24 protein-coding genes and 1 pseudogene are annotated in these 26,202 nt (G+C 70.7%); 17 read left to right on the top strand and 8 right to left on the bottom strand.

The genetic code is table 11. The features are described 5' to 3' along the window. Positions 1–41: 41 nt before the first annotated feature. Positions 42–1,016: an NAD(P)-dependent oxidoreductase gene (locus tag N5D62_RS10850; RefSeq protein WP_279757746.1), complete on the top strand. Its 975-nt coding sequence runs from the start codon at positions 42–44 to the stop codon at positions 1,014–1,016. Here the strand turns inward: N5D62_RS10850 and N5D62_RS10845 are convergent. Continuing rightward, positions 958–3,816 carry a valine--tRNA ligase gene (locus N5D62_RS10845; RefSeq protein WP_279757745.1) on the bottom strand — a complete coding sequence of 953 codons (2,859 nt, stop codon included), beginning with the start codon at positions 3,814–3,816 and terminating at the stop codon, positions 958–960. The genes N5D62_RS10850 and N5D62_RS10845 overlap by 59 nt on opposite strands. A gap of 357 nt (positions 3,817–4,173) precedes the next feature. Here N5D62_RS10845 and N5D62_RS10840 point away from each other — a divergent pair, with 357 nt between their 5' ends. From N5D62_RS10840 to N5D62_RS10820, 5 genes are all read left to right on the top strand, one after another. After that, positions 4,174–4,854, top strand: coding sequence for a hypothetical protein (locus N5D62_RS10840; protein WP_279757744.1), 681 nt, complete (start codon positions 4,174–4,176; stop codon positions 4,852–4,854). Next, complete coding sequence (locus N5D62_RS10835) at positions 4,854–5,213, top strand: 4Fe-4S binding protein (RefSeq protein ID WP_347881811.1); 360 nt, start codon at positions 4,854–4,856, stop codon at positions 5,211–5,213. Before N5D62_RS10840 ends, N5D62_RS10835 begins: the two co-directional genes overlap by 1 nt. Beyond that, positions 5,191–5,910 carry a response regulator transcription factor gene (locus tag N5D62_RS10830; RefSeq protein WP_279757743.1) on the top strand — a complete coding sequence of 240 codons (720 nt, stop codon included), beginning with the start codon at positions 5,191–5,193 and terminating at the stop codon, positions 5,908–5,910. Before N5D62_RS10835 ends, N5D62_RS10830 begins: the two co-directional genes overlap by 23 nt. Beyond that, positions 5,907–7,136 (top strand): HAMP domain-containing sensor histidine kinase, encoded by a 1,230-nt coding sequence (locus N5D62_RS10825; RefSeq protein WP_279757742.1) that lies wholly within the window; start codon positions 5,907–5,909, stop codon positions 7,134–7,136. The genes N5D62_RS10830 and N5D62_RS10825 overlap by 4 nt, the downstream gene beginning before the upstream one ends. 315 nt (positions 7,137–7,451) lie before the next feature. Next, positions 7,452–8,006 carry a hypothetical protein gene (locus tag N5D62_RS10820; RefSeq protein ID WP_279757740.1) on the top strand — a complete coding sequence of 185 codons (555 nt, stop codon included), beginning with the start codon at positions 7,452–7,454 and terminating at the stop codon, positions 8,004–8,006. A gap of 37 nt (positions 8,007–8,043) precedes the next feature. On the opposite strand, the gene N5D62_RS10815 is transcribed toward N5D62_RS10820, so the two are convergent. Further along, on the bottom strand, positions 8,044–8,346 hold the full coding sequence (locus N5D62_RS10815; RefSeq protein ID WP_279757737.1) for a hypothetical protein: 303 nt from the start codon (positions 8,344–8,346) through the stop codon (positions 8,044–8,046). Positions 8,347–8,644: 298 nt separating this feature from the next. On the opposite strand from N5D62_RS10815, the gene N5D62_RS10810 reads away from it, so the two are divergent. The 6 genes from N5D62_RS10810 to N5D62_RS10785 all read left to right on the top strand — a co-directional run bounded on the left by N5D62_RS10810 (position 8,645) and on the right by N5D62_RS10785 (position 13,161). Then, positions 8,645–9,508 (top strand): MipA/OmpV family protein, encoded by an 864-nt coding sequence (locus N5D62_RS10810; protein WP_279757736.1) that lies wholly within the window; start codon positions 8,645–8,647, stop codon positions 9,506–9,508. A gap of 11 nt (positions 9,509–9,519) precedes the next feature. Further along, positions 9,520–10,203 carry a response regulator transcription factor gene (locus N5D62_RS10805; protein ID WP_279757735.1) on the top strand — a complete coding sequence of 228 codons (684 nt, stop codon included), beginning with the start codon at positions 9,520–9,522 and terminating at the stop codon, positions 10,201–10,203. Further along, a complete protein-coding gene (locus N5D62_RS10800; RefSeq protein ID WP_279757734.1) occupies positions 10,187–11,677 on the top strand; it encodes an ATP-binding protein in 1,491 nt (496 codons plus the stop codon). Before N5D62_RS10805 ends, N5D62_RS10800 begins: the two co-directional genes overlap by 17 nt. 106 nt (positions 11,678–11,783) lie before the next feature. Beyond that, the gene (locus N5D62_RS10795; protein WP_279757733.1) at positions 11,784–12,236 is read left to right on the top strand and encodes a helix-turn-helix transcriptional regulator; all 453 of its coding nucleotides are present in this window, start codon (positions 11,784–11,786) and stop codon (positions 12,234–12,236) included. Between the two features lie 78 nt (positions 12,237–12,314). Further along, complete coding sequence (locus tag N5D62_RS10790) at positions 12,315–12,728, top strand: VOC family protein (protein ID WP_279757732.1); 414 nt, start codon at positions 12,315–12,317, stop codon at positions 12,726–12,728. A gap of 13 nt (positions 12,729–12,741) precedes the next feature. Then, the gene (locus N5D62_RS10785) at positions 12,742–13,161 is read left to right on the top strand and encodes a DUF1801 domain-containing protein (RefSeq protein WP_279757731.1); all 420 of its coding nucleotides are present in this window, start codon (positions 12,742–12,744) and stop codon (positions 13,159–13,161) included. Positions 13,162–13,242: 81 nt separating this feature from the next. Here N5D62_RS10785 and N5D62_RS10780 read toward each other — a convergent pair whose 3' ends face one another. Then, entirely contained in the window at positions 13,243–14,091 is an 849-nt protein-coding gene (locus N5D62_RS10780; protein ID WP_279757730.1) for a hypothetical protein, read from the bottom strand. A gap of 177 nt (positions 14,092–14,268) precedes the next feature. Here N5D62_RS10780 and N5D62_RS10775 point away from each other — a divergent pair, with 177 nt between their 5' ends. Continuing rightward, on the top strand, positions 14,269–15,537 hold the full coding sequence (locus tag N5D62_RS10775) for a hypothetical protein (RefSeq protein ID WP_279757729.1): 1,269 nt from the start codon (positions 14,269–14,271) through the stop codon (positions 15,535–15,537). Then, positions 15,537–16,694, top strand: a complete 1,158-nt coding sequence (locus N5D62_RS10770; RefSeq protein ID WP_279757728.1) for a lipid A deacylase LpxR family protein — start codon at positions 15,537–15,539, stop codon at positions 16,692–16,694. Before N5D62_RS10775 ends, N5D62_RS10770 begins: the two co-directional genes overlap by 1 nt. Before the next feature lie 57 nt (positions 16,695–16,751). On the opposite strand, the gene N5D62_RS10765 is transcribed toward N5D62_RS10770, so the two are convergent. Then, the gene (locus N5D62_RS10765; RefSeq protein ID WP_279757727.1) at positions 16,752–17,357 is read right to left on the bottom strand and encodes an alpha-ketoglutarate-dependent dioxygenase AlkB; all 606 of its coding nucleotides are present in this window, start codon (positions 17,355–17,357) and stop codon (positions 16,752–16,754) included. A gap of 3 nt (positions 17,358–17,360) precedes the next feature. Next, positions 17,361–17,891: a gamma carbonic anhydrase family protein gene (locus N5D62_RS10760; protein ID WP_279757726.1), complete on the bottom strand. Its 531-nt coding sequence runs from the start codon at positions 17,889–17,891 to the stop codon at positions 17,361–17,363. 178 nt (positions 17,892–18,069) lie between these two features. Between N5D62_RS10760 and N5D62_RS10755 the strand changes: the two are divergent. After that, positions 18,070–18,390 (top strand): annotated as a pseudogene (locus N5D62_RS10755) (hypothetical protein); the annotation flags it as partial. A 22-nt stretch (positions 18,391–18,412) separates the two neighbouring features. Here N5D62_RS10755 and N5D62_RS10750 read toward each other — a convergent pair. Continuing rightward, a complete protein-coding gene (locus N5D62_RS10750; RefSeq protein WP_279757725.1) occupies positions 18,413–21,160 on the bottom strand; it encodes a TonB-dependent receptor in 2,748 nt (915 codons plus the stop codon). A 161-nt stretch (positions 21,161–21,321) separates the two neighbouring features. Further along, positions 21,322–22,098: a phosphatase PAP2 family protein gene (locus tag N5D62_RS10745; RefSeq protein ID WP_279757724.1), complete on the bottom strand. Its 777-nt coding sequence runs from the start codon at positions 22,096–22,098 to the stop codon at positions 21,322–21,324. 155 nt (positions 22,099–22,253) lie between these two features. On the opposite strand from N5D62_RS10745, the gene N5D62_RS10740 reads away from it, so the two are divergent. After that, positions 22,254–23,126, top strand: a complete 873-nt coding sequence (locus N5D62_RS10740) for a DUF6502 family protein (protein WP_279757722.1) — start codon at positions 22,254–22,256, stop codon at positions 23,124–23,126. A 107-nt stretch (positions 23,127–23,233) separates the two neighbouring features. Further along, positions 23,234–25,405 carry a prolyl oligopeptidase family serine peptidase gene (locus tag N5D62_RS10735; protein WP_279757721.1) on the top strand — a complete coding sequence of 724 codons (2,172 nt, stop codon included), beginning with the start codon at positions 23,234–23,236 and terminating at the stop codon, positions 25,403–25,405. 130 nt (positions 25,406–25,535) lie between these two features. Here the strand turns inward: N5D62_RS10735 and N5D62_RS10730 are convergent. Beyond that, positions 25,536–26,202: hypothetical protein (locus N5D62_RS10730; RefSeq protein WP_279757720.1), on the bottom strand; the 667-nt coding region annotated here is incomplete at its 5' end.

Below are 26,202 nucleotides of genomic sequence, written 5' to 3'. Positions count from 1 at the left end.
CGCTACTGAAAGAAAATCAAACAATCCTCTCCAAACCCCTCATGTCAGTGCTAGTCCTGGAACCGCTGGAGGCTGACGTCCTGGAATGGCTGGCGGAACGTCACGCCCTCCAGGCGGCACCCGATCTGGCGCTGGCACCGACAGCCCTGAGGGAGCATGTTGCGCAGGCCCAGGCAATTTTCCTGCCCGCCTCCCTGGCGCTGGATGCCGACACCGTCCGCCGCGCCCCGCGGCTGCGCGCGGTGGGCCGCATCGGCGCGGGTGCCGAGAACATCGACCTGGAAGCCTGCCGCGCCGCCAACATCGAGGTCGTGCGCGCGCCCACCGCGGCCGCGTCGGCCGAGGCGGAGTTCGTCATCGGCGCCTTGCTGGCGCTGCTGCGCCGCGTGCCGGTGCAGGGGGCGGACGGCAACTGGGTCGGCCGGGAACTCGGATGCGCGACCGTCGGCCTGGTGGGCCTGACGCCCTCGGCGCGCCAGCTCGCGACGCTGCTGCCGGTTTTCGGTGCGCGGGTCATCGGTTACGACCCCAGCCTGCACCATGCCGATCCGCTGTGGGCGCAATGGGGCATCGAGCCCTACGGCCTGCGCGAGCTGATGCAGGCCGCCGACGCGGTGAGCGTGCAGCTGGCCTACTTCCCGCGGTATCGCGGGCTGATCGGGGAGCGGGTGCTGAACTTCTGCAAGCCGTCGCAGGTGCTGGTGTCGACCTCGCACTCGGCGCTGTTCGACGAGCAGGCGCTCGCCGACGCGCTGCATGGCGGCCGGCTGCTGGCGGCCTGGCTGGACCTGATGGAGCCCGGCCTGATGGAAAGCGGGCGCCCGTTGCATGGGGCGCCCGGCTTGCAGGTCACGCCGCGCGTGGCGGCGACGACGAGGGAGTCACGGATGCGCGCCGCCTGGAGCGTGGCGCGGCGGATCTCGGAGATCCTGTCCGCGCCCGCGGCGCAGCCTGAATTCAGGCCGACGCACCCAGCCGCGCTGCCTGATCTTTTAGCCGAGCCACGGTGGCGCTGAAGTCGGCGATGCGCTGACGCTCCTGCGCCACCACGGCCGCCGGCGCGCGCGCGACGAAGCTTTCGTTGCCCAGCTTGGCCTCGGCCTTCGACACCTCGCCCTCCAGCCGCGCGATCTCCTTGGCGATGCGCGCGCGTTCGGCCTCGACGTCGATCTCGACCTTCAGCGCCAGGCGCGCCGCGCCATGCACCAGCACCGGCGACATCGCGCTTTGCTGGTTGAAGGCGGCCTCGTCCTCGATCAGCTCGACGCTCTGCAGCTTGGCCAGCACCTTCAGCGCGGGCGCGGCCTCGCGCAGGAAGGACAGGTCGCCGCCGGCCAGCAGCGGCACGCGGTCGGACGGGCTCAGGCCCATCTCGCCACGCAGGCTGCGGCAGGTGCCGACGACCGACTTCAGCTGCTCGACCCAGGCGACGGCCGGCGCGTCGATGCGCTCCGGCTGCGCGACCGGGTAGGGCGCGGTCACCAGGTAATCGGTGGCCTTGCGGTCGGCGATCGGCGCGACGGTCTGCCAGAGTTCCTCGGTGATGAAGGGCGCGATCGGATGCAGCAGGCGCAGGATCGTCTCCAGCACGCGGATCAGCGTGCGGCGCGTGCCGCGCTGCGCGGCCTCGTCGCCGGCGGCCTGCGCGGTCTGCAGCTGCACCTTGGCCAGCTCCAGGTACCAGTCGCAGTACTCGTCCCACACGAAGGAATAGATCGCGTTGGCGACCAGGTCCAGGCGGTAGTCCGCGAAGCCCTGCGCCACCGCCTGCTCGACCTTCTGGAGCTCGCTGACGATCCAGCGGTCGGCCTGCGAGAAGGTCAGGTAGCCGTGCGCCTTGCCGCCGGGCGCGCAGTCTTCCTTCGCGTGCTCGACCAGGCCGCAGTCCTGGCCCTCGGTGTTCATCAGCACGAAGCGGGTGGCGTTCCACAGCTTGTTGCAGAAGTTCCGATAACCCTCGCAGCGCTTGCTGTCGAAGTTGACGCTGCGGCCCAGCGTCGCCATCGCGGCGAAGGTGAAACGCAGCGCGTCGGCGCCGTAGCCGGGAATGCCCTCGGGGAATTCCTTCTCGGTGGCCTTGCGGACCTTGGGCGCGGTCTCGGGCTTGCGCAGGCCTTGCGTGCGCTTGTCCAGCAGCGGGGCCAGCTCGATGCCGTCGATCAGGTCGACCGGGTCGAGCACGTTGCCCTCGGACTTGCTCATCTTCTTGCCCTGCGCGTCCAGCACCAGGCCGTGGATGTAGACATGCTTGAAGGGCACCTGGCCGGTGAAGTGCGTCGTCATCATGATCATCCGGGCGACCCAGAAGAAGATGATGTCGTAGCCGGTCACCAGCACCGACGACGGCAGGAACAGGTCCTGCTCGATCGTCTTGGCCGGCCAGCCCAGCGTCGAGAACGGCACCAGCGCCGCCGAGTACCAGGTGTCCAGCACGTCGGTGTCGCGGGTCAGCGCGCCGGTGTAGCCGGCGGCCGCGGCCTTGGCCTGCGCCTCGGCCTCGTCATGGGCGACGAAGATCTCGCCGCCGCTGCCGTACCAGGCCGGGATCTGGTGGCCCCACCAGAGCTGGCGCGAGATGCACCAGTCCTGGATGTTGTTCATCCACTGGTTGTAGGTGTTGACCCAGTTCTCGGGCACGAACTTCACCTCGCCGCTGGCGACGACGTCGATCGCCTTCTGCGCGATGGACTTGCCGTCCTTGCCCGGCTTGCTGGTGGCGACGAACCACTGGTCGGTCAGCATCGGCTCGACGATCTGGCCGGTGCGGGTGCAGCGCGGCACCATCAGCTTGTGCTTCTTGATCTCGACCAGCAGGCCCTGGTCCTCCAGCGACTTGACGATCGCCTTGCGCGCGGCGAAGCGGTCCTGGCCGCGGTACTCGGCCGGGATCTCGTCCATCGTGTCCACGACGGTCGCGTCCAGCGTGAAGATCGTCAGCATCGGCAGCTGGTGGCGCAGGCCGACCTGGTAGTCGTTCGTGTCGTGCGCCGGCGTGACCTTGACGACGCCGGTGCCGAACGCCTTGTCCACGTACTCGTCGGCGATCACCGGCACCAGGCGGCCGGTGATGGGCAGCTTGACCTGCTTGCCGATCAGGTGGCGGTAGCGCTCGTCCTCCGGATGGACCATCACGGCGGTGTCGCCGAGCATCGTCTCCGGACGCGTGGTCGCCACGACCAGCGATTCCCCGCCCTCGGCCAGCGGATAGCGGATGTGCCACAGCGAGCCTTCTTCCTCCTCGCTCTCGACCTCGAGGTCGGAGACGGCGGACTTCAGGATCGGGTCCCAGCTGACCAGGCGCTTGCCGCGATAGATCAGGCCCTCGTCGAAGAGCTTGACGAAGGTGTCGACGACGACGGGCGAGAGCTTCTCGTCCATCGTGAAGTACTCGTGCTGCCAGGAGACCGAGTCGCCCATGCGGCGCATCTGCTGCGTGATGGTCGAGCCCGACTGCTGCTTCCACTCCCAGACGCGGGCGACGAAGTTCTTGCGGCCGAGGTCGTGGCGGCTCAGGCCCTCGCCCTGCAGCTGGCGCTCCACGACGATCTGCGTGGCGATGCCGGCGTGGTCGGTGCCCGGAACCCACAGCGTGTTGTGACCGCGCATCCGGTGGTAGCGGGTCAGCGAATCCATGATCGTCTGGTTGAACGCATGCCCCATGTGCAGCGTGCCCGTGACGTTGGGCGGCGGCAGCTGGATGCTGAACGACGGCTTGGCCGGATCGAGCGTCGGCTCGTAGAGTCCCTTGGACTCCCACAGCGGGCCCCAATGGGCTTCCAGAGAGGCGGGTTCGAAGGACTTGGCGAGTTCGGTCATGGGGGCGCTCCGCCGCGAGGCGGTGTCATCTAGGCGAGGGACACGGAGCCGGCGATTGTAGAGGGCACGGGCCTCGCGGCGCCTCTGGGGCGGCGCCCCGGGAAGAGGGACACCGGGGGGCACCAGGGGGAGGGAAGCGAGGCGGCCGGATGGGGGATGTCGAAAACCGACTCCCTGACGCGTCGTGTCAGCAGAGGTGTCGTCTCCCCCCTCGGAGGCATTCCGTCGGACAGGGCGGGGGCGATACAAAACGAAAAACAGCGATACCGCGGTGAGATGCCCCGGCGAGGGGGCATGGGAATCATGGCGACATGGATTCACCGCCCGGACACCCGGGCTTTACCGAGGAATTGCACCATGCACCTGTTTCGACGCTGGAGCCACCACCATGAACGTCAGCACGCTCACTTCGGCCACGATGGTCGTTTCGGTCCTTTCGGCCCTGTGTGTGACGATGGCTTCTACGGCCCGCTGCCCGTCCACGGACCCTGGTTCCGTTTCGGCGGCTTCGGCGGTTTCCCCCATGGCTGGGGCGGTCTCGGACGCGGGCACGGTCGCCACGGCCACCACGGTCGCCATGGTCACCACGGCGGTGATGGGTGGGGCGGCTTCGGCGGGGGCCTGGGACCCGATGCCCACGCCGGCCGCGGCCAGAGGCTGCAAGCCCGGGCCCGCGCCTTTCTGGACCTGAGCGACCGCCAGGCCGAGCTGCTCGCGCAACTGGTCGACCGGCTCGGCACCGCGCGGCGCGCGCTCAAGGCGCTGGCCCGCGGGCCGGAGGTCGCCAGGCTGGTCGAGACCGAGAACTTCCGCCGCGAGGAGGCGCAGGAGCTGTTCGACGGCCAGGTCGAGGCGCTGCGGGCGACCGGCCCGACGCTGGTGGCCGCCTTCGGCGACTTCTTCGACGCGCTGGACTTCGAGCAGCAGCAGATGCTGCGTTTCCTGCTGCGCCGGATGCGCAAGCGGGCCGGGCGCGAGGAGCGCGGCGACCGCGGCGATCGTCCGGACGGCGACGCGCGCGACGGCCGGGGCCGCTGATGGACAGCCGTGACTGCCGGCAGCCGCCAGGGCTGCTGCGGCCGGTCGTCGACCGCAACCGTTGCGAAGGCAAGGGCGATTGCGTCGAGGTCTGCCCGTACGGCGTGTTCTCGGTCGGCACGCTGCCGGTCGACCGCCGCAAGGAGCTGAGCCTGTTCGGCAAGCTGCGCGGCTACGCGCACGGCTGGCAGCAGGCGTTCACGCCGAACGCCGACGTCTGCCGCGCCTGCGGCCATTGCGTGAAGGCCTGCCCCGAGCGCGCGATCACGCTGGTGCGCCACACGCGCGTCCCCGGCCAGGGCCCGGGCGCGGGCGCTGGGCACAATGGACGCCACGATGCATCGACTGCTGCTGATTGACGACGACGAGGCGCTGGCCGCGCCGCTGGCGAGCTACCTGGCGCGTTTCGACTTCGCGCTGAGCGCGGTGACGCGGCCCAGCGCCGCGCTGGCGCGCCTGGCCGAGGAGCGCTTCGACGCGCTGATCCTGGACGGCATGCTGCCGGAGATGGACGGCTTCGCGTTCTGCAAGCAGGTCCGTGGCGGGCAGGACCCGTGGCGGGAGATCCCGATCCTGATGCTGACCGCGCGCGGCGACCTGACCGACCGCGTGGTCGGGCTGGAACTGGGGGCGGACGACTACCTGGCCAAGCCGTTCGAGCCGCGCGAGCTGGCGGCGCGGCTGCAGACGATCCTGCGGCGCGCGCGGCTGGCGCCGACGACCGCGGCGCCGGCGACGCTGCTGCGCTTCGAAGGCCTGGAGATCGACACCGCGCGCCGCGTGGTGACGGCGGCGGGCGCGCCGGTCGAGCTGACCAGCACCGAGTACGAGCTGCTGCTGATGCTGGCCAAGGAGCCGGGGCGGGTGTTCTCGCGCGACGAGATCCTGAACCGCCTGCGCGGCCAGGAGGCCGACCTGTTCACGCGCGCGGTCGACATCCTGGTCAGCCGGATGCGCCGCAAGCTCGAGCCGCTGGAGGCGCTGAAGACCTTGCGCAACGCGGGTTACTGCTTCGCGCTGCCGCCGGCCGGCGAGCGCGGGGAGGGCGCGTCGTGAAGGGGCCGCGCCATCCTTACGACCACTGGCGCGGCCCGCGCGGTCCCGGCGGTCCCGAGCCCGGCGACGACCCGCGCCGCCGCGATCCGCGCTGGCACGCGCGCCGTGATGCCTGGTGGCTGCGGATGCACGAGGAGCGGCTCAAGGAACACCAGCGCCGGCTGGCGAAGATGCGCCGCTGGGCCGAGATGGAAGCCGGCGCGATGCCGTTCCCGCGCCGGCGCGGCTGGCGCTGGCACCTGCGGGCGCGCAACCGCTGGCACCAGCGCTGGCATCGCCATCACGCGATGTTCCGGCACTCGCTGGGGGCGCGGCTGATCGCGATCTTCGTCGTGCTGGCGTGCGTGGGCAGCGGCATCCTGTGGGGGGCGATGAACATCGAGTACGGCCTGCTGTGGGCGCTGCCGCTGTTGCTGCTGGTGACCGGCGTCGCGTACGGCGGCATCCGCCACATGGTCGGTCCGCTGCACCAGCTGGCGCTGGGCGCCGAGGCCTTCGGGCGCGGCGACCTGTCGCACCGCATCCTCGTGCATCACGACGACGAGATCGGCGACCTGGCGATGCGCTTCAACCAGATGGCCGAGGACATCCAGGGGATGCTCGACGGCAAGCGGGCGCTGCTGCTGGCGATCAGCCACGAGCTGCGCAGCCCGCTGACGCGGGCGCGGCTGCACGCGGAACTGGTCGACGAGGGGCCGTCGAAGGAGGCCTTGCTCGAGGAGTTGGCGCAGATGCGGGAGCTGATCTCGGCGCTGCTGGAGAGCGAGCGCCTGGGCAGCGGGCATCGCGCGCTGCAGGTCGACGACTGCGACCTGGGCGCGCTGGCGCGCGAGCAGGGTCAGCCGGGCGTGGCGCTGCGCGTGGATCGCGACCTGCCGCTGCTCAAGCTCGACCGCATGCGGGTGCAGCTGCTGCTGCGCAACCTGGTGAGCAATGCCTTGCGGCACAACGAGCCGGACGCCGGCCCGGTGATGGTGTCGGTCGAGCGGGACGGCGAGGGCGTGAAGCTCACCGTGCGCGATCACGGACCGGGCGTGCCGGCGGAGGCGCTGCCGCAGCTCGGCCAGCCGTTCTACCGTCCCGACGAGGCACGCGCGCGCAGCGAGGGCGGCGTGGGGCTGGGCCTGTCGCTGTGCCGGCTGGTGGCCGAGGCCCACGGCAGCCGGCTCGAGCTGCGCAACGCGCAGCCGGGGTTCGAGGCGGTGGTGAGGTTTCCGCTGACGTAGGCAGCGTCGTTCGACATCGCTGTGAGGCCGTACGAGGCCGCCGAGCCCTTGGGGTTCGGCGGCCATTTTTTTGCCCGCGCATTCCAAGATCGAGTGGCACGCGTCGGGTCGGCTACCGGGACAAGTCGGTCCGCTTCCGAGAACCCGTGTGGCGTCGACGCCGACGATTTCATCGAATCGATTTCATTGATTTTTTCGTGCCGGCGCGCGCGCCGGGGACGCTGATCATCCGTTCCCCGCGCCCCTCAGCGCGGTCCGTCGTCATCCCATTGAAGGTGATGCTTATGCGTTGATCCGATCCGAATGGAGTTGTCCATGTCCCCGATGTCCCACCCCAGCGCCGGCGCGTCCGGCAATCCCGCCGCCATCCATCTCCCCGGCTTCGAGCCCGACGAGGACCTCGACCTCGGCGCGCCGCCCGTCCCGCCCAAGGCGGCGACGCCGCGACCCGCGAAGACGCTGTTCATGCAGCGCCTGCTGCGGGAGGTCCGTCCGCTGCAGCGGATGACGCACGAGGAATTCGAAGCCTTCCTCTACATCTCCCGGATGTACCCGTCGCTGAGCCGCTTCGAACCCGGCAGCGTCGAGTACTTCGTCCCGCGCCGCGACATCACCGTCGGCCTGGCGATGAAGACGCTGCGCGAGCGCATCGAGCACGCCGCGGTCATCGCCGAGCTGGTGTGCCGCCTCAAGCGCGACGACGAGGAAGAGGGCGCGCTGTGCAACGACGACGAGGCGGTCGTCGCCTCCGCCGCGATCCGCGACGACCTGCGCGAGGCGCTGGGCATGCTCGGCGTCTTCGAGCAGGCCATCCGCGACGGCGTCGCCGTCGTGCAGTACCACGAGGCGGTGCCGGCCGAGGTGGACTGAGGCCGAACGATCACGGGCGCCGGCGTGGCGCCCGTGATCACTGCCCGGCGCGGGCCAGCGTGACGAACTCGGCGACTCGCAACGGCGTGTCGATCTCACCGAAAGCCATGACCGTGGCCTGATCGGGCGGACGCAGTCCAAGCTCTTCCAGGACCGCCAGGATCAGGTCTTCGTCCTTGTCCTCTTCGGCGAGCCCGAAGACGCGCAGCAGGCTGTCGCCGGGATGCGGCGTGAAGCCAGGCTCATCGACCAACACCATCAGCTTCGCGCGGATCAGCGGCGCCGCGAGCGCATCGCCTCCTTCGGCCTCGATCGCTCGCGCGAAGGATGTTTCGTCCATCGACGGTCGTCCGGACATCAGATCCCTCTGACGCCGACGCAACGACAACGAGCGCACACCTGAGAGGACGGCTTTCAACATTTGGCGGGGGATCTCGAGTCCATCGATGTGGTCCTCCTTGGAGACGCCGCCGGAAGCGGCGCGCGAGGAGACCCATCAGCATTTTTCGGGGCGATTTATACCTTGTGCGACTCGTGACGCGGCCATGGACGGATCGGGCCTCCCAGCCCCTCCCGGTAAGACGCGGGTAAGTCGACCGCCCGGACCATCCGCCCCGTCTTCACTTGGAGTTGCCTCGATGGCCGCCTCTCTGTCGCCTCTGTCCACCGTGCTTTCCCACGTCCCCGCGCCCCGCTCGACCATCCCCGTCCATCCCGTGCGCCTCGGCGCCGCGCTGCTCGCGCTGTCGCTGGCCGCGCTCGCCGCGCCGGTCCGCGCGCAGGCCTTCGGCGATGCCGATCCCGAGGTGTCGTCCTCCACCCAATGGGGCCTGGGCATCGGCTTCGCCAGCCGCCAGCGGCCTTACGCCGAGGCCGACCGCAAGAACAGCGTGATCCCCGTCCTCTACGTCGAGAACCGCTGGTTCCGCCTGGCCGGCGGCAGCGCCGACGCCAAGCTGTGGCGCCATCAGTTCGCCCCGGGCAACAGCCTGAGCGCCAGCCTGCGCCTGAAGTACGACGACGAGGGCTACAAGGCCAGCGACTCGCCGCTGCTGGCCGGCATGGACAAGCGCAAGGCCTCGTTCCTGGGCGGCGGCGCGCTGACCTGGACCACCCCCTGGGTCGAGCTCGGCGCCGAATGGCTGAGCGACGTCTCCAGCGAGAGCAAGGGCCAGAAGCTCAGCCTGCAGGCCGAGCACCGCTTCGGCGTCGGCGAGTTCGGCGTGAGGCCGCGGGTCAAGGCGCAGTGGCTCGACAAGAAGTACGTCGACTACTACTACGGCGTCCGCGCCCATGAGGTCGCGCCCGGCCGTGCGCTGTACACCGGCGAGTCCGCCATGACCACCGAGCTGGGATTGCGTGTGGATTACGCGATCGCCCGCAGGCATGTGGTGTTCATCGATGCTAGTGTCACGCGCCTGCCCGACGAGATCCGGCAGAGCCCCATCGTGTCGCGCAAGAACACCTCGCGCGTCGCGCTCGGCTACCTGTACCGCTTCTGATCCCGCCCTCCATGAATCGAATCGCCCTGGTCGAGGACCATGTCCGGCTCGCCGGACTGATCCGGCAGGCCCTGCAGGCCGCCGGCATCCCGACCGATGTCTTCCACGCGATGGAGGCCGCCTGGGTCGCCCATCGCGAGGTGGGCTACGCCGCGCTGGTGGTCGACCGCGGGCTGCCGGATGGCGATGGGCTGACCCTGGTCAAGCGCCTGCGCGCCGAGCATCAAGGCACGCCGTGCCTGATGCTCACCGCGCGCGACGCGCTGCACGACCGGATCGAGGGCCTCGAATCGGGCGCGGACGACTACCTCGCCAAGCCGTTCCCGATGGAGGAGCTGGTCGCCCGCGTCCGCGCGCTGATGCGGCGCCCGGCCGCGGTGCGGCCGCCGCGCGCCGTCTACGGCGACGTGGAGGTGGTCGTGGAGGAAGCGCTGCTGCGGCGCGGCGAGGTGTCGGTGGCGCTGGCCCCGGCGGAACTGCAGATCGCGATCACGCTGGTGCAGCAGCAGGGCCGCACCGTGCGCCGGGCCGCCCTCGAGGCCGCGGCCTGGGGGCTGTCCGACGCGGTGACGCCCAATGCGCTGGACGTCGCGCTGCACCGGCTGCGCAAGAAGCTGGCCTCGCTCGGCTCGGGGCTGCGCATCGTCAACCTCAGGAACCACGGGTATGCGCTTCAAGATGCGATGGCCGAATAGCCTGCGCAACCGGGTGCTGGCGGTCTTCGCCGCCAGCATGGCGCTGAGCGCGGTGCTCGTGGGCGCGGCTTCCACCGTGTTCTGGGAACCGTTTACGCGCTGGGTGCTGCGCGACCAGATCGAGGACAACGGCGAGGCGCTGGCCCGGCATCTGCGCTTCGACGCGCGCGGCTGGCCCGTCGGCATCGACGAGAAGATCGAGCCCTGGCTCTTTGAAAGCCTGCGCTCCGAGGTGATGCTGCGCGTGGCCGATGTCGATGGCCACGTCGCCTACGCCACCGACGGCGTGGACGCGGTGATCGTGCGCGATGGCCGGCTGTTCGAGCCGGTGCGGCAGTCCTTCGTCTTCACTCGGAACGGCATCGCGCTGCACGGCGCCACCGTGCCCTACGACCATGCCGGCCGGCGCTGGTACGTGCAGTTCGCCTTCACCGACCGCATCGTGCTGAGCATGCGGGAGTCCATCGGCTTCGACGTGCTGAAGCAAGGGATGCTGGCGCTGGGCGCGACCTTCGTGCTGGTGTTCCTGGTGACGCTGCACCTAGCGCTGCGCCAGGCGCTGCAGCCGGTGCGCACGGCCTCCAGCACCGCGCGGCGGATCTCGCCGCGCACGCTGGCCGAGCGGCTGCCCGCCGCCGACCAGCCGCGCGAGCTGCGGCCGCTGGTGGAAGCCTTCAACGCCGCGCTGGACCGCTTGCAGGGCGGCTTCAAGACGCAGCAGGCCTTCCTGTCGAATGCCGCGCATGAACTGAAGACGCCGCTGGCGCTGATCCGCGCCCAGGTGGAGCTGGCTGAGCCCGGCGTCTGGCGCGAGCAGATCCTGGAGGACGTCGACCGCGTCGCGCGCCAGGTGCAGCAGCTGTTGCTGCTGGCCGAGGCGAGCGAGCAGCGCAACTACCGCGTCGAGTCCATCGATCCCCGGCCTGCCGTGCGCGAGGTCTTCGACTTCATGGAGCGGGTGGCCGCGCGCCGCGGCGTGACGCTGGGGCTGCGGCTGAGCCCGTCGCTGCGCTTCTGGCAGGCCGACCGCGGCGGGCTGTTCACGCTGCTGAAGAACCTGCTGGAGAACGCGATCCAGCACAGCCCGCCGGACAGCGTCGTCACGCTGACGGCCGGTCCGGAGGGCTTCTCGGTGTCGGACCAGGGCAAGGGCGTGGCGGAGCAGGACCTGCCGCGCATCTTCGAGCGCTTCTGGCGCGGCGCCGACCGCCGGGAGCAGGGCGCCGGCCTCGGGCTGGCGATCTGCACCGAGATCGCCGCGGCACATGGCTGGCGGCTGAGCGCGCATCGGCGCACGCCGGGCCTGGAGCTGCGTTGCGACATGCATCCGGGCTCTGCGCCCCCGCCGCAGGCCCGCGAGCCCGAAGCGGCGCGGGAGATCGGCGATGCGCCGCCGAGCGCGCCCGCGACGGCGCCCTCGGGCGGCGGCTTCCAGGCCGGTTACTCGCAGGCGGTGCGGCGCGCGCTGTTCTGACACGGCCATCCCGGCGCGGTCGGCTGACTTCCGGCATCCCCGTTCTCCGGGATCGTCCCGAGGTTTCAGCCCGGTTCCCTCCTGGGGGGCTGGGTAGGATGCCGCGATGCCCGCCGCCCCGACTGCCGACACCCCCGACACCCGCCTGCGCGATTTGGCGCGCCTGCGCCGCGTGCGCGACCGCATCGACCGCGAGTACGCCCAGCCGCTGGACGTGGAGGCGCTGGCGCAGGGCGTGCACATGTCGGCGGGGCACCTGAGCCGGCAGTTCCGGCTCGCCTACGGCGAGTCCGTCTATGCCTACCTGATGACGCGGCGCATCGAGCGCGCGATGGCGCTGCTGCGCCGGGGCGACCTGAGCGTGACCGAGGTCTGCTTCGAGGTGGGTTGCGCGTCGCTGGGCACCTTCAGCACCCGGTTCACCGAGCTGGTCGGCGTGTCGCCGAGCGTGTACCGGCGCGACAACGCCGCGGAGGCCGAGGGCATCCCGTCCTGCGTCGCGCGGCAGGTGACGCGACCGATCAGGAATCGAGAAGCGCCGGAAAAGTCGTCGACCTAGACTGCGCCGCATGGGACCGGATCCCGGCGGCGACGGCCGCCGACCTCAGCGATCGATACCTCACTTTTGGAGACTGACATGGACATCACCATCCACTCGACCTTCCTGCCGCACACCGACCCCGAGGCCTCGCTGGCCTTCTACCGCGACGGCCTGGATTTCGAGATCCGCAAGGACGTCGCCTTCGGCGGCAACCGCTGGATCACGATCGGGCCCAAGGGCAAGCCGGAGACCTCGATCGTGCTGTTCCCGCCGAACGCCACGCCCGGCGTCACCGACGAGGAGAAGCGCACCATCGCCGAGATGATGGCCAAGGGCACCTTCGCGATGCTGCTGCTCGGGGCGAAGGACCTGGACGCGACCTTCGAGCGGCTGCAGTCGCGCGACGCGGAGATCGTGCAGGAGCCCACCGACCAGCCCTATGGCGTGCGCGACTTCGGCGTGCGCGACCCGGCGGGCAACATGATCCGTATCCAGCAACTGAAGAACTGAGCGGAGGCCGCGCATGCCCACCACGACCGCGACGGCCGATGCCGTCAATGCCGCCGAGAAGATCGATGCCCGCATCGCCGAGCTGGGCGACTGGCGCGGGGAGATGCTGGCGCGGCTGCGTCGGCTGATGAAGGAGGCGGTGCCCGGCGTCGAGGAGACGTGGAAGTGGCGGGGCACGCCGGTGTGGGAGAGCAACGGCCAGATCTGCACCGGCGAGACCTACAAGGAGGTCGTGAAGATGACCTTCGCGAAGGGCGCGAAGCTGGCGGATCCGGCCAAGCTGTTCAATTCCAGCCTGGACGGCAACGCACGCCGCGCCATCGACATCCGCCAGGGCGACAAGATCGACGAGGCGGCGTTGAAGGCGCTGTTCAAGGCCGCCGCGGCGCTGAATGACGCGGGGGCGAAGGCGAAGAAGGCGAAGGCCACGTAAGGCGCACGGCGCGCCGGGCATCGAACAGATGCATGGCGCGTCGCACGTCCTCTACCTCGGATGGCCATGGTCCACCCCATGTCAGTGGGCGGAGAGCGCTTCCCATCGCTGGTGGCGGACGTCGTCTTCGATCCGATCCACGGCGGCCTGGGCCGCCAGCTGTTGCTCCGGATTGAGTCCGCTGAGCCCGGCGCACCGCAACTGGACGGCGCAGCGACTCAGCGCGGTGACTGAAGCCGCCGAGGTGCCGCCAAGCAAGCGGGTGGAGAGTTCCTCCACGACGAATGCGGTGGCATCGGCGTTGCCGCGCAACTCGACCGGAAGCGAGCGAGACGCGATCTCTTCGATCCACAACTCCGCGGACGCGGCATAGCGCTGTGGAGAGGCGAGAACGACCGGCAGCCATTGAAGTCGCTCCGACGGGCTCCCCGATGTCGTCGTGCGGCTGTTGGGACCGATCGCGCCCAACTGGAATCGCTTGCTTCGGACGCCTGCCAGGTAGTCCTGGCCGTCCCCGGAGGCACAGAACCGCTGCAGCCGCTCATGTGCCGCCCTCGCTGCCGTCGCGACCGCGCGCTTGCGCGCTTCCGAGCCGCTGACGCTGACCGCCACAGATTCGTCCGAGACCGGTCGATCGGGCAATGACACGCAGAGGGCCGAAATCCGCATGGCCACCCACCGGTCGTAGTCGTCCGCCGAATTGGCCGCGCCTTCCAGCAGGTCCGAGAGGCGGCTTCGATCCGGATCGATCGGCCATGAACCCGGCAGCGCGCGCGTCGGCATGCCGCTCGCGGGTGCGGATGCGGCGGGGGCGATGGACACCGAGCTCGAATGTGCCGGTGCAGTTGCGGCGGCATTCCGCGCAAGCTGAACGGCGACACGATCGTGGTTGGCATCCCGCGTGAAGCTGAGGATCGCCACCACGACCATGGCCGTCGAAAGAGCCGCGAAGGCCCATGAGCGTCGTCTCATCCGCTGCACTGATCAGAAGTCCTCCGGCAGACAGGGCTCGAACGGCTCGCGGACGCACCGGCGCGAAACACCATGCCGGCGAAGCCTCTCAATGTCTTCATGTTGCTCCCTTGCAAGTGGCGACCGAGCATATGAATGAAGACTGGTCGCACCATCGAAGGGTTGCTTCTATCGACGCATGCCTTTCGCATCTGGTTGATCGACGCCCGCATCGCCGAGCTGGGCAACTGGGGTCGGGACGGCTCCTCAATCCATACGATGACGACGGGCGGGGGCAGGTCTAGCCTGGATGGGCAACCGGACAACGCCATGACGCTCGCCAGTCCTCGCTCGCTGCTGCCACCGCTTCCCGCGCTGCTGGCGTTCTCCCTTCTTGCTGGCTGCGCCGGCCTGGAGAGTCGCCGGGAGACGGATATCGACCGCGTCCGAGGGGTCGCGTACTACATGCCGATGCGGTACTTCCAGCTGACGGTGACCAAGGCGCAAGGCGCCATCACCAAGCTGGAATGGTCGGCGTCGGAACCGTTCGCGGACCTGTCTCATACCTACAGCCTGCGTTTCAATCCGCATTGGATCGGCAAGACGACAGTGAGCGTGGTGGTGGGGCAGAACGGCCTGATGGGAAGCGCCAACACGAAGACGACAGACGCGATCGCGGAGCTCGCCACCGTCACGCCGAATCCCGTTGACAAGGGGGCGAAGATGATGCTCGCCCGCAGGCCCGACGAGCTCGCTGAGGTGACCTGCGGGGACGGAATCCTCGTGTTTCTTTTCCTGGAGGCCACGAGCGGGGACGCGCCCCAGGCCGTGTGCGGTGGCGACGTGCAGTTTCGGATCGCACGCACCGGGATGACTGGCGCGAACTCCTGGCCGGAGGGAGCGCGAGACAATGCCGCCGCGATTGCGCCCGGCGATGCGTCGGTCGCGGGCGTGTATTACCGGGTGAATCGTCCCTATCTGGCCTCGGCGTGGGCGATCAACCGGACGTCGGGCGCGCCAGCGGGCGAGACCCCATCACTCGGCCAGGTGACGACACGGGTCCTTCTCGTGCCCAACGAATCGCCCACGATGCTCCTGCCCTTCGGTCGCACCTTGCTCGCCGAGAACGACGGCAAGATGACTTTCCAGGACGGCACCCTCACGAATTACACCCAGGCGGACCAGGGCGAGCTGGTGGCACTGCTCAAGTTCCCCGCGGTCATCCTCGAGGCGTACTTCGCCGCCATCGGCAACGTGTTCAACGCGTTCAGCAGCAGGAACGCGAAGGAGACGGAACTGGCGATCAAGGAACTCAGGCTGGACATGCTGCGGTTCCAGATCGAGAAGTGCAGGGAGGCGCTGGACAAGAAGGACACGGCCGCCTACGACGCCCTGCAATGCGGCAACCTCAGGAGCGCTTCCTGATGCGCCGCGATCGCCGCCGCGGCCTGGCCCGCGTCCCGGCTCGCACGGGGGCGATGCTGGTCCTGCTGATGGTCTGCGGCCTCGCGGCCGCCGAGGATCCGACGACGGCGTTCCCGGACGACGGCGCCTGGTCGTTCCAGGTCGAGAACGACCTCTTCGCAAAGGGGCAGACGGACCGCTACTACAGCAATGGCTTGCGCGTCGTGCGCTCAGGCGCGATGCAGTCGCTGAACAAGGCGAACGACGGATCCTGGTCCTCGAGGTCCGCCCATTGGATCGGCGACCTGCTCTGCCGGTGGAGCCGTTGCAATCACGACGAGGCCTGGGTCGCCGCTGACTTCCACGGCGGACAGAACATGTACACGCCGCAGGAATTGCGCCGCCCGACACCGTATCCCTACGACCGTGCTTACGCCGGCTGGCTCTACCTGGGGCAACGCATCCACCTGGCCGATCAACCTGATGAGCGAGGCGAGGCGTCCCGCCTGCAGAGCCTGGACATCATCGTCGGTGTGGTCGGGCCGGCGGCCGGCGCCGGCAAGGTGCAGCGGGCGTGGCATCGGCTCATCGATGCGACGCGGCCCGAGGGATGGGGCAACCAGCTTCGCAACGAACCCACTTTGCAGGTCAGCTACACGCGAATGCATCGCCTCGGCCTCGCGACCCACGTGGACACCTTGCCCTATGGGCGGATCGTGGCGGGCAACGTGTTCTCGCATGTCGCGATCGGCACCCATGTGCGCGTGGGGACCGGGCTCGGCGGATTCGCGAGCTTCGATCCCGCGCCTGCGGCCATCACGACGATGATGCGGCGTCGCGCCTCGGACCGGCAGGCGCAGCCGTTGGCCGCGTCCAGCCGCGGCCTGGGGGATTGGCACGTCTTCGCCGCCGTCGAAGGCCGCGCGGTGGCCCGCAACATCTTCATCGACGGCAATACCTTCCGGGACTTCCCGGACCCCAGCTACATCTCGCGTCGGGCGTTCGTCGGCGACCTGTCGATGGGCTTTTCGGTGCGCTTCCTGGACCGTTGGCGGCTGACCTACGGCCAGGTTTGGCGCTCCAGGGAGTTTTCTCTCGACCAGCAGCCGCCTCGCGGGACCGCGCCAACTTCGGATGTGCAGCGCTATGGCGTCATCCAGTTGCAGTACGAGAACTGACGAACGTGGTGGCGCCGGATGCGACGGGAGGGGTCGGGCCCTCGGGCGATCCCCCGTTCAACGCGATGCCCGCCCCGTCCTGAACGTCACCGACCACCGTAGCCGCTCGACCGGCGCGACGCTGTGCTGCCAGTCCCAGCGCGACGGTCCGCGCAGCGCGTAGACCGAGCGCGGCTCGACGGTGAGCTTCAGGACATCCGCGCGCTTGGGCGCATCAGGCGGGTAGGGGCGAAACCGCAGCACCGCCGGCGCGCCGAGCGATACGCCGAAGACCTCCTCGAAGTCGGGCACGTCGCGGTGCCAGCCCAGCGGCGTGCCGGGCGCGTACTCCGCGACCAGCGCGTGCACCAGCGTCTCCGGCGCGATGCCGGCCCACTCGGCGACGCGGGCGCGCAGCGGATGCAGCGCGTCGATCAGCGGCTGCGCGGGGCGCAGCCGGTTGCTGTCGTAGTCGAAGCTGCCGCCGTAGCTGACGACCCGCCGCCGCGCGGTGTACTGCTTGTACTGCGCCGCCTCCAGCGGCAACGCGCGGACCAGCGCGATCAGTGCCGCTTCCTCGTCGGCCGACAGGAAACCCGAGCGATACGCCATGCCCTCGGGCAATGCGTCGGCGGGCGGGTCGAGGTCGTCGAAGAGCGAGCCTTGATCGGCGTTGGCGGGCATGCATCAGCCTCGCAGGTAGTTGTCCTTCACCCGGACGTAATGCTCGGCGGAGTAGCGCAGGTAGGCGATCTCCTCGGCGGTCAGTTCACGCACCGCGACCGCCGGCCGGCCGACGTAGAGATGGCCGCTCTTGAGCACCTTGCCCGGCGACACCAGGCTGCCCGCGCCCACCATCACGCGGTCCTCGACGACCACGTCGTCCATCACGATCGAGCCCATGCCGATCAGGCACTCGTTGCCGATGCGGCAGCCATGCAGGATCACCGAATGGCCGATCGTCACGTGGTCGCCGATGATCAGCGGCGAGCCGTCCGGCTTCTTCGGGTGCCTGTGCGACACATGCCCCATCGTGAAGTCCTGAACGTTGCTGCCGGTGCCGATGACAATCCGGTTCACGTCGCCGCGCAGCACGGTGTTGCACCAGATCGAGCTGTCCGCGCCGACGGTCACGTCGCCGATCACCTGGGCGGATTCATGGACGTACACGCGCTCGCCCAGCACCGGGGCGGCATCGAGGTAAGAGGACAACGGCATGGCGGTCAGCGGCAAGCAGCGGAACAAGCGGACGATTGTCGCGGCAGGCGACGCGCCCGCCGACGCCAGTTCGCCCAAACCGGCCAGGGCCGCGAAGGCCAAAGCCGCGAAGTCCACGGCCAAGGCCCCGGCCGCGAAGACCTCGAAGGCCGCCAAGCCGGCCAAGGCGCCGCGCGAGAAGCGCCATCACCACCATGTCTACGTCGTCGAGCTCGCCGACCAGGTCTGGAACGAGCCGCGCTTTCGCAAGGCCAATCCGGACTACCGGCTCGGCATGCCCTTCGTCTACGTCGGCATGACCGGCCTGGACCCCGACCTGCGCTTCGACAAGCACAAGGCCGGCATCCAGGCCAACCGCTTCGTCTTCGACTACGGGCTGCGTTTGCTCCCGCGGCTGTACGAGGTCTACAACCCGATGCCCTACGAGGCCGCGCGCGAGATGGAGGTCGAACTCGCGATCGGCCTGCGCGAGGCCGGCTACGGCGTCTGGCAGGCCTGACGCCGCGGCCGGCGTCCGCCCATCAGAACTCGTACGACGCGTTGACCGACAGGTAACGGCCGTAGGCGTTGGCGATGCTGCCGGACACGCCGACGTCGGTCTCGTTGGGATCCAGCGCCGGGCGCGAGTCCGCCAGGTTGCGCACCGTCGCGCTCAGCCGGATGCCCTGGAAGCCCTTGTAGCTGACCGCCAGGTCCAGCGTGCGCCACGGCTTCATCCGGCACAGGTCGGCGCGGCCGCCCGACACCAGCGTCGAATCGCAGCTGGCGCCCGCGTCGAAGCTCTGGAAGCCGCTCTGCACGTTGCCGGTCAGCGTCAGCGACCAGTCGTCGCGGCTCCAGCCCGCGCTGATCGCCGCCTTGCTGCGCGGCACCTTGTAGAAGCCCAGCGTCGACACCTCCGGCTGGCCCGCCTCGTCCTGCTGCTTGCGCGTCAGCATCCGCGTGCCGCGCAGGCTCAGCTTGAGCTTGCCCCACTCGCCGGACTCGCCCAGCGTGAAGCGCTGCGACAGGTCGTAGTCCACGCCCGAGGTGCGCGTCTTGGCCAGGTTCTGGTAAGGCCGGCGCACCTGGTACACCTGGCCCACGCTGCCGTCCGTGGTCGGCAGCCGCATCACCATGCCGGGGAACTGCGCCTCGCGGTTCAGGATGTCCTGCGCGCCCAGGCGGTCGACCTCGCCGCGGCGCTCGATGTACCAGCCGTCGACGATGACCTCGGTCGTCGGCGTCGGCGAGAACAGCAGGCCCAGCGTGTAGGAATCGGACTTCTCCGGCTTCAGCTCCGGATTGGCCAGCGACACCGTCGACAGGCTCAGCGAGCAGTTGTTGTTGCTCGAGTTCACCACCGGGCACAGCACCGGATCGCGATAGCCCGAGCTGAACGAGAACACCGACGACTTGCTGATCTGCGACAGCGACGGCGCCCGGAACCCGTTGGCCCAGCTGCCGCGCAGCGAGACGGTGTCGGTCACCTTGTACTTGGCGCCGACCTTGGCCGTCACCGCGTTGCCGAAGTCGGTGTAGTGCTCCACGCGCAGCGCCGTCTGCGTCTCCAGGCCCTTGACCAGCGGCAGCTGCACCTCGGCATAGGCCGCGGCCACGTTGCGCGAGCCGCTGGCCTCGCCGATGCCCCGGCCGATGATGTCGCCCGCGGCCGTGCGCGGATCGGCGCCGACCTCGAAGCTCTCATGCCGGAACTCGCCGCCCAGGCCCAGCATCGCCGCGCCGCCGGCCAGCTGGCCGATCTCGCGCGAGCCGCGCAGGTCGGCCGAGCTCGTCGCCGCCTTGCCCCAGTCGTGCAGGTCGGGCGCCATGGTCGCCAGCGTCTGCGCGCTGTTGGCGCCGCCGAACACGTAGCTGCCGTCGTTGACGACCTGGTTCAGCCCGGACAGGCTCAGCCGGCCGTGCAGGTCCTTCGTGTTGCGCTGGTAGTGATGCAGCAGCCCGCCGTCCAGGTCCCAGCCGTTCCACTCGGTCGTGCCGCTGACCACCAGCCGGGCGTTGTCCGCCTGCGTGCTGTAGCCGTAGGGGATGTCGGCGAAGCGGTAGCGCAGGCCCAGCACCGTCGGCTTGGTGTAGGTCGTCGTGGTGCCGCTGCTGTTGGGCAGTTTGACCGGGTTGGCCGTGGTGGCCCCGCGGGTCGGGTTCTGCGGGTGGTTGGCCGGCAGCGCCAGGCCCAGGTACTGGATCGTCTTGCCCTGCGAGTCGCCCCAGGTCGTCAGCGATTCGCCGCGGCTGGTGGGCGAGTCGTTGTATTCGTTCTTCACCGTGGAGACCATCAACTCCGCCGACAGCGTCGTGACCGCGTTGACCCGCAGCGAGCCGCGCGCGAACACCGAGCCGCGCTTCTGGTCGCCGACGTAGCTGGCGTAGCGCGTGGAGTCCCACAGGCAGCGCGGCGTGGCCACCGTCGACGAGTAGGGCGCCTGCGTCTCGCAATCCTTGGACAGCATGCCGCGGAAGCTGCCGGCCAGGCCGTTGTTGTAGGTGTAGAGGTTGCCGGGGTAGGACGAGGTGGAGCTCGGCACCAGGCGGTTGTAGAGCCGGGTCAGCTCGTCGCCGCGCACGCGGTCCGGCGCCTCCTGGATGCCGACGCCGTCGCGCAGGAAGACCTCCGCGCCGACCATCACGTTGTAGCCGTCCCGGGCGATGTCGCCGAAGCCGACCATGCCGTTGACGGTCTGGCTCTTGAACAGGCCGTCGAAGCGCTGCTTGGCGTTCACCTCGATCAGCTGGCCGGTGTAGTCGTTGCGCAGGATCACGTTGACCACGCCCGCCAGCGCGTCCGAGCCGTACAGCGACGACGCGCCCGACTTCAGGATCTCCACGCGCTCGATCGCCGACATCGGGATCGCGTTGACGTTGAACACCGTCGACTGGCCGCTGTTGGGATCGACGACGCCGGCCGGCGCGATGCGGCGGCCGTTGATCAGCACCAGCGTCGCCGCCGAGCCCATGCCGCGCATCGAGATCGACGCGGTGCCGGCCGCGAAGCCGTTGCCCGAGCCGAGGTCGTCCAGCCCGCCGGCGCCGGTGGACGGGTCCATGCGCAGCAGCTCGTCCAGCGAGGTGGCGCCGCTGCGCAGGATGTCCTCGCGCTTGAGGATGGTCACCGGCGCGGGCGTCTCGGCGTCGAGCCGCTTGATCATCGTGCCGGTCACCTCGACCTTCTCGAGCTTCTTGGCATCGTCGCCGGGTGCGGCGGTCTGCGCGCCGGCCGGCAGGGTGGCGGCCAGGCAGGCGAGGGCGATCAGGGAAAGACGGGTCTTCATGGGGAGGCCTGTGTGGAGTCGATGGGGGACCGCGCCCGCCGGGAACGCTGGCGGGAACGACGTGAACAGCGGGAACGGCGGGAAGGGCGGAGCCGGCCGGGCGGCGCATGGCCGCGTCGGCGAAGGCTCGGTGGGCCGCGCGGGCGGCCAGGGGCGTCAGCTCAGCGCGCGGCGGCCAGTTCGGCCCGGGCGCGCAGGAGGTCCTGCTGGAACTCGGGGTTCAAGTCCAGCTGCGACACGACGGCGGTCGCGAGCTGTCGGCCCGCTTCCACGTCGCTGGGAAAGTGCATGCCGCAGATGAGGCGGCTCTCGGCGTAGTCGCGGGCCCGCGCCAGCAGCGCCGGCGCCCGGTCCGGCGCGACGCGCGCCAGCACCAGCGCCGTCGTCCAGCCGTAGGTCGAATGGCCCGAGGGGTAGGAGGTGCGCTGCTGCGCGTCCGGATCCGGCGCCGAGCGGCCGCTGCGGCCGCAGACGTGATCCAGGCTCAGCCGCTGGTAGGGACGCAGCCGCTTGTAGAGCGTCTTGGCGGCGAAGGCCGGCTGCCCGGCCTGGCGCACCGACCGGTTCAGCAGCGCGATCAGCGCCGGGAAGCGCTCGCGGCGCAGCTCGATGCCCAGCAGCGGCGCGAAGCGGTCGTAGAGCTGGTCGCCGTCGGCCTCGGCGCTCGCGCGGCGGGCCGCGTCGACCTGCTGCCGCGCCAGCACCGCGGCCACGTCGTCGCGGTCGTCCCGCGAGCCCTCGGCTGGCGGCGCCGGCAGCGTCACCGCCTGCAGCGCGGTCACGTCCACGTAGGGCTTCACGTCCTTGTGGCTGGTGGCCGGCATCTCCCACTCCGGCGACGCCGCGCGCACCGCGTCGGCGCCGAGCGCCAGCAGCGCGGTCAGGAAGAACAGCGCCGAGGCGCCGCGCCGGGAACGGGGGGAGGGGGCGTTCTGCATGTTGCGCATTGTTGAGTTGTGCGAAAAATTCGCAAATCGAGACTAACCCGCATCACGGGCGAGCCGCGATCGGGGACAGTCCGGGCATCGGCGCGGCACGGCGTCATGGCGCTGGGGCATGATCCGGCCCGCCTGCCGCGCCGGTGGAGACTTCGATGAATGCCAACACACAAGAACAGTCCCTTCATATCGCCACGCTGCTGATGCGGCCGCTGATCCGGCTGCTGGTGCGCGAAGGGGTCGGCGTGGCCGAGCTGGTCGAGCTGTCCAAGCGCGTCTACATCGAGCAGGCCGCGGCGCAGCTCGAGGACGAGGGCCGGCGGCTGACCGACGCGGCGCTGAGCACGCTGACCGGCGTGCACCGCAAGGACGTCAAGCGCATCGGCGCGGAGGCGCCGCTGGCGCAGACCGAGCGCCGGCGCAAGAGCCTGCTGGACGCGGTGATGTCGCTGTGGAGCGGCGACGCGCGCTTCATCGACGAGCGCGGCGCGCCGCGGCCGCTGGAGCGCCGCAGCACCGCCCGCGAGACCGCGCGCGAGACCTTCGAGGACCTGATCGAGGAGATCACCAAGGGCGTGCCGCCCAAGGCGCTGCTCGATGCCTGGCTGCAGCAGGGCGCGGTGCGGCTCGACGACGCCGGGCTGGTGTGCTGGGCCAAGCCCGAGCGCGCCGCCGGCGAGGAACTGCAGAGCCTGACCCGCAGCGCGCGCATCGCCGCGGACCGCATGCAGGCGGCCTGGGAGAAGCTCCAGCACGACGACGTGGGGCACTTCCTGTTCTCGGTGCGCGGCGAGCGGCTGCTCGACGAGGACGTCGAGCGCCTGCACGGGCTGGTGCGGCGCTGGGGACGGCGCTTCGCCGACCGGCTCAACCGCGAGGTCACGCTGGCGCAGGCCCGCGGGCGCAAGGCGGGCGGGGCGCAGCGCTACAGCTTCGGCTTGCAGAGCTACGCGGAGCCGGTGCGGCCCGATGCGCCGCTGATCGACGAGACGACCGCGCTGCGCAAGGCGGTGGCGGCGCCGACCTGATGACGGGCCGCCATCGGCGCTCCGGCGCCCGCGAGCCGCTCGCGGATGCCGGCCTCGCGATCGCGCGGGCCAGCGCCTTTCCTGACCTCCTTCCTGACACTCCGACGATGACCCTCGATCCCACGATGAACCGGCGCGGCTGGCTGCGCCTGAGCGGCGGCGCGCTCGCGGCCCTGGCGCCCTGGCTCCCGGCCGGTGCCGGGGCGGCCCCGGCGCGGCTCGGCGCGCACATGACCGCCGATGGCATCCCGGGCTTCGAGTTCCGCGCGCTCGGCGGCGAGCGCGAGGCGCCGGCGATGCGCTTCGCCGGCTGGCATCCGATCAAGCCGGAGATGCTGGTGCTGACCCGCCGCGGGGCGAGCGTGCAACTGCACCGGCTGACCGGGCCGGGCCGCGCACCGGAGCCGCTGACCGAAGGCCGCGACGGCGTCGGCGGCGCGGCCTGGGAGCCCCGGCGCGGGGAGTACCTGGTCTTCACCCGCGACCAGGGCGGCAACGAGGCCTACCGGCTGTATCGCCTCGACGCGGATGCCGACGGCGGCGTGATCGGCGCCCCGGTGGCGCTGACGCCCGAGGGCGAACGCGTCAGCGACTACGCCTTCCTGCCCGACGGCAAGGGCCTGGTCTACCTGCAGGAACGGCTCGATCGCCGCGCCGCGGCCGAGCCGCCGGAGTCGCCGATCGAGGACGACGACGAGCGCGATCCGGCCGTCGGCACCGGCCGGGCCGGCGCTGGCGCTGGCACTGGCACTGGCACTGGCACTGGCACTGGCACTGGCACTGGCGTGGGCGTGGGCGAAGGCGCGGCCACCGGCGTCGGGGTTGGCCGGATCAGCCCGGTCGGGCAGGCCAGCCCGGCCTTGAGCAACCTCTGGTGGGCCGATCCGCGCCGGCCTGGCGAGCGGCGGCTGCTCGGCGCCACGAACGGGCGGCTGGCCGGCTTGCGCGTCAGCCCTGGCGGCCTCGTGCTGGCGACGCTCATGCACGACGGCCGCGGCCAGGCGCTGGTGTATTCGATCGACGGCAGCGGCACCCGGTCGCCCGGCGCTGGCGCCGCGCGGCTCGGCCTGCCGCGCGAGCGCACGGAAGACATCGTCTGGCGCCGCCAGGCGGTGGAGGGCGAGTTCCGCCATCTGGTGCGGGCCGACGTGGTCGCCGGCCGCGCGCGCAACGAGCTGGTCGACATCGCCGCCGACCTCGAGGACATCGCCGCGCCGCCGCCCGACGGCGGCCGGCCGCTGGCGCTGGTCTACAACGTCGCCGGCGTGTCCTCGCTGCGGCTGTACCGGCCCGGCGGCCGGCCGGTCGAGATCGCGCGGGACCTCGCCCCGGGCGTGATCCGCTCCCCGGCCTGGCATCCGACGCTGCCGCTGCTGGGCTTCGACCAGGTGTCGTCGGAGAGCCCGGGGCAGCTGTTCGCGCATGCGCTGGACGACGGCACCACGACGCCCTGGAGCGCCGCCGCCGAGGGCCCCGGCCTGCGGACCGCCGTGCTGCGCTGGAAGAGCTTCGACGGCCTGGAGATCACCGGCCTGCACATCGCGCCGCCGGCGCGCTTCACCGGCCCGCGTCCGGTCTACATCAGCCTGCACGGCGGACCGTCGTCGCAGGCGCGGCCCGGCTACGTGGCCGGCGTCCTGCGGGCGCTGGTGGAGCGGCTGGGCATGCACGTGGTGATGCCCAACGTGCGCGGCTCCGACGGCTTCGGCAAGACCTTCCTGAAGCTCGACAACGGCCGGCTGCGCGAGGACGCCACCCGCGACGTCAGCGCGCTGCTGGACCTGGTGGCGGGCCGCGCGGACATGGACGCGGCGCGCGTCGTGGTGGCCGGCGGCAGCTATGGCGGCTACCTGTCGCTGTCGGTGGCGACGCGGGAGTCGGCGCGGCTGGCCGGCAGCATCTGTCGCGTCGGGATCGCCAACTTCGTCAGCTTCCTGGAACACACCGAGAGCTATCGCCGCGACAACCGGCGCGCCGAGTACGGCGACGAGCGCGATCCGGCGATGCGGGAGTTCCTGACCGCGATCTCGCCGCTGACGCATGCGGCGGCGGTGCGCAAGCCGCTGATGGTCGTGCACGGCCGCAACGACCCGCGCGTGCCCTTCGGCGAGGCGCAGGCGATGGTGGCCGCGGTGCGCGCGCAAGGCACGCCGGTCTGGTTCCTCAGCGCCACCGACGAGGGCCACAGCTTCACCAAGGCCGACAACCGCGCCTACCTGAACCAGGCGACCTTCGAGTTCGTGCGGCGCGTCGTCGAGGGCGTCCGGCTGGATCGCTGAGCCGGAGCGATCCGGAGCCGCCGCATCGTCGGCGTTCGCCGTCGCCGTCGTTCGTCGTTCGTCGTGGTCTGCCGTCGTCCGCCAGGCCCACCGCGTTTCCGCCCGTGCCGGCGTCGAGGCCGCCGCGCGTTCAGGCCGGCGGCTTCAGGAAGCGGTCGACGTCGCGCGCGAGCACCGCGTCGCGCAGCCGCGCCACCCACGCCTGCAGCGCCGCGCGGCGCCCGGGCTCATCGGCGATGCCGAGCGACTCGACGACGGCCTCGGCGCGCGTCGCGGCCTGGCAATCGCCGTCCGCCACGCACGGGCCCCAGACGAACGGGTCGCGCGAGTCGCACACCAGGCCGAGGGCGCAAGGCAGCAGCAGCGTCGCGGCCTCGAGCAGGCGACGGTCCTCGCCGCCCAGGCGTCGCCCGTCGAAGACGAGGTCCTCGCCGTCGCGTCGGAGCAGGGCGGGACCCAGCTCGGCCAGCATCAGCGGATCGGGCCGCGACAGGATCTTCGCCAGGCGCTCGCGCGCTCCGGCGCTCCCGGCATCGGTTTCGGCTCCAGCTCCGGCTCCGGCTCCGGCTCCGGCTCCGGCCCCGGCCCCGGCGTTTGCGCCTGAGCCTGCGCTTGCACCTGCGCCTGCGCTGGCGGACGCGTCGACCAGCGCGATGAGCGGATCGATCGCGCCCGGCGGCACGTTCATCGCCTCCCGCAGGTCGTCGGGCTGGAGCTGCGAACACCCCGCGGCCAGCTGCGCGCGCCACGCCGCCGCGCGCTGAGCGCCGGGGGTATTGGCGTCCGCCACGGGCGGC

Origin of the sequence: Mitsuaria sp. GD03876 (assembly GCF_029840635.1) — a bacterium.
Taxonomy (GTDB): domain Bacteria; phylum Pseudomonadota; class Gammaproteobacteria; order Burkholderiales; family Burkholderiaceae_C; genus Roseateles.
Note: the sequence above shows the minus strand (reverse complement) of the source record. Positions and strands in the feature narration are given on the sequence as shown.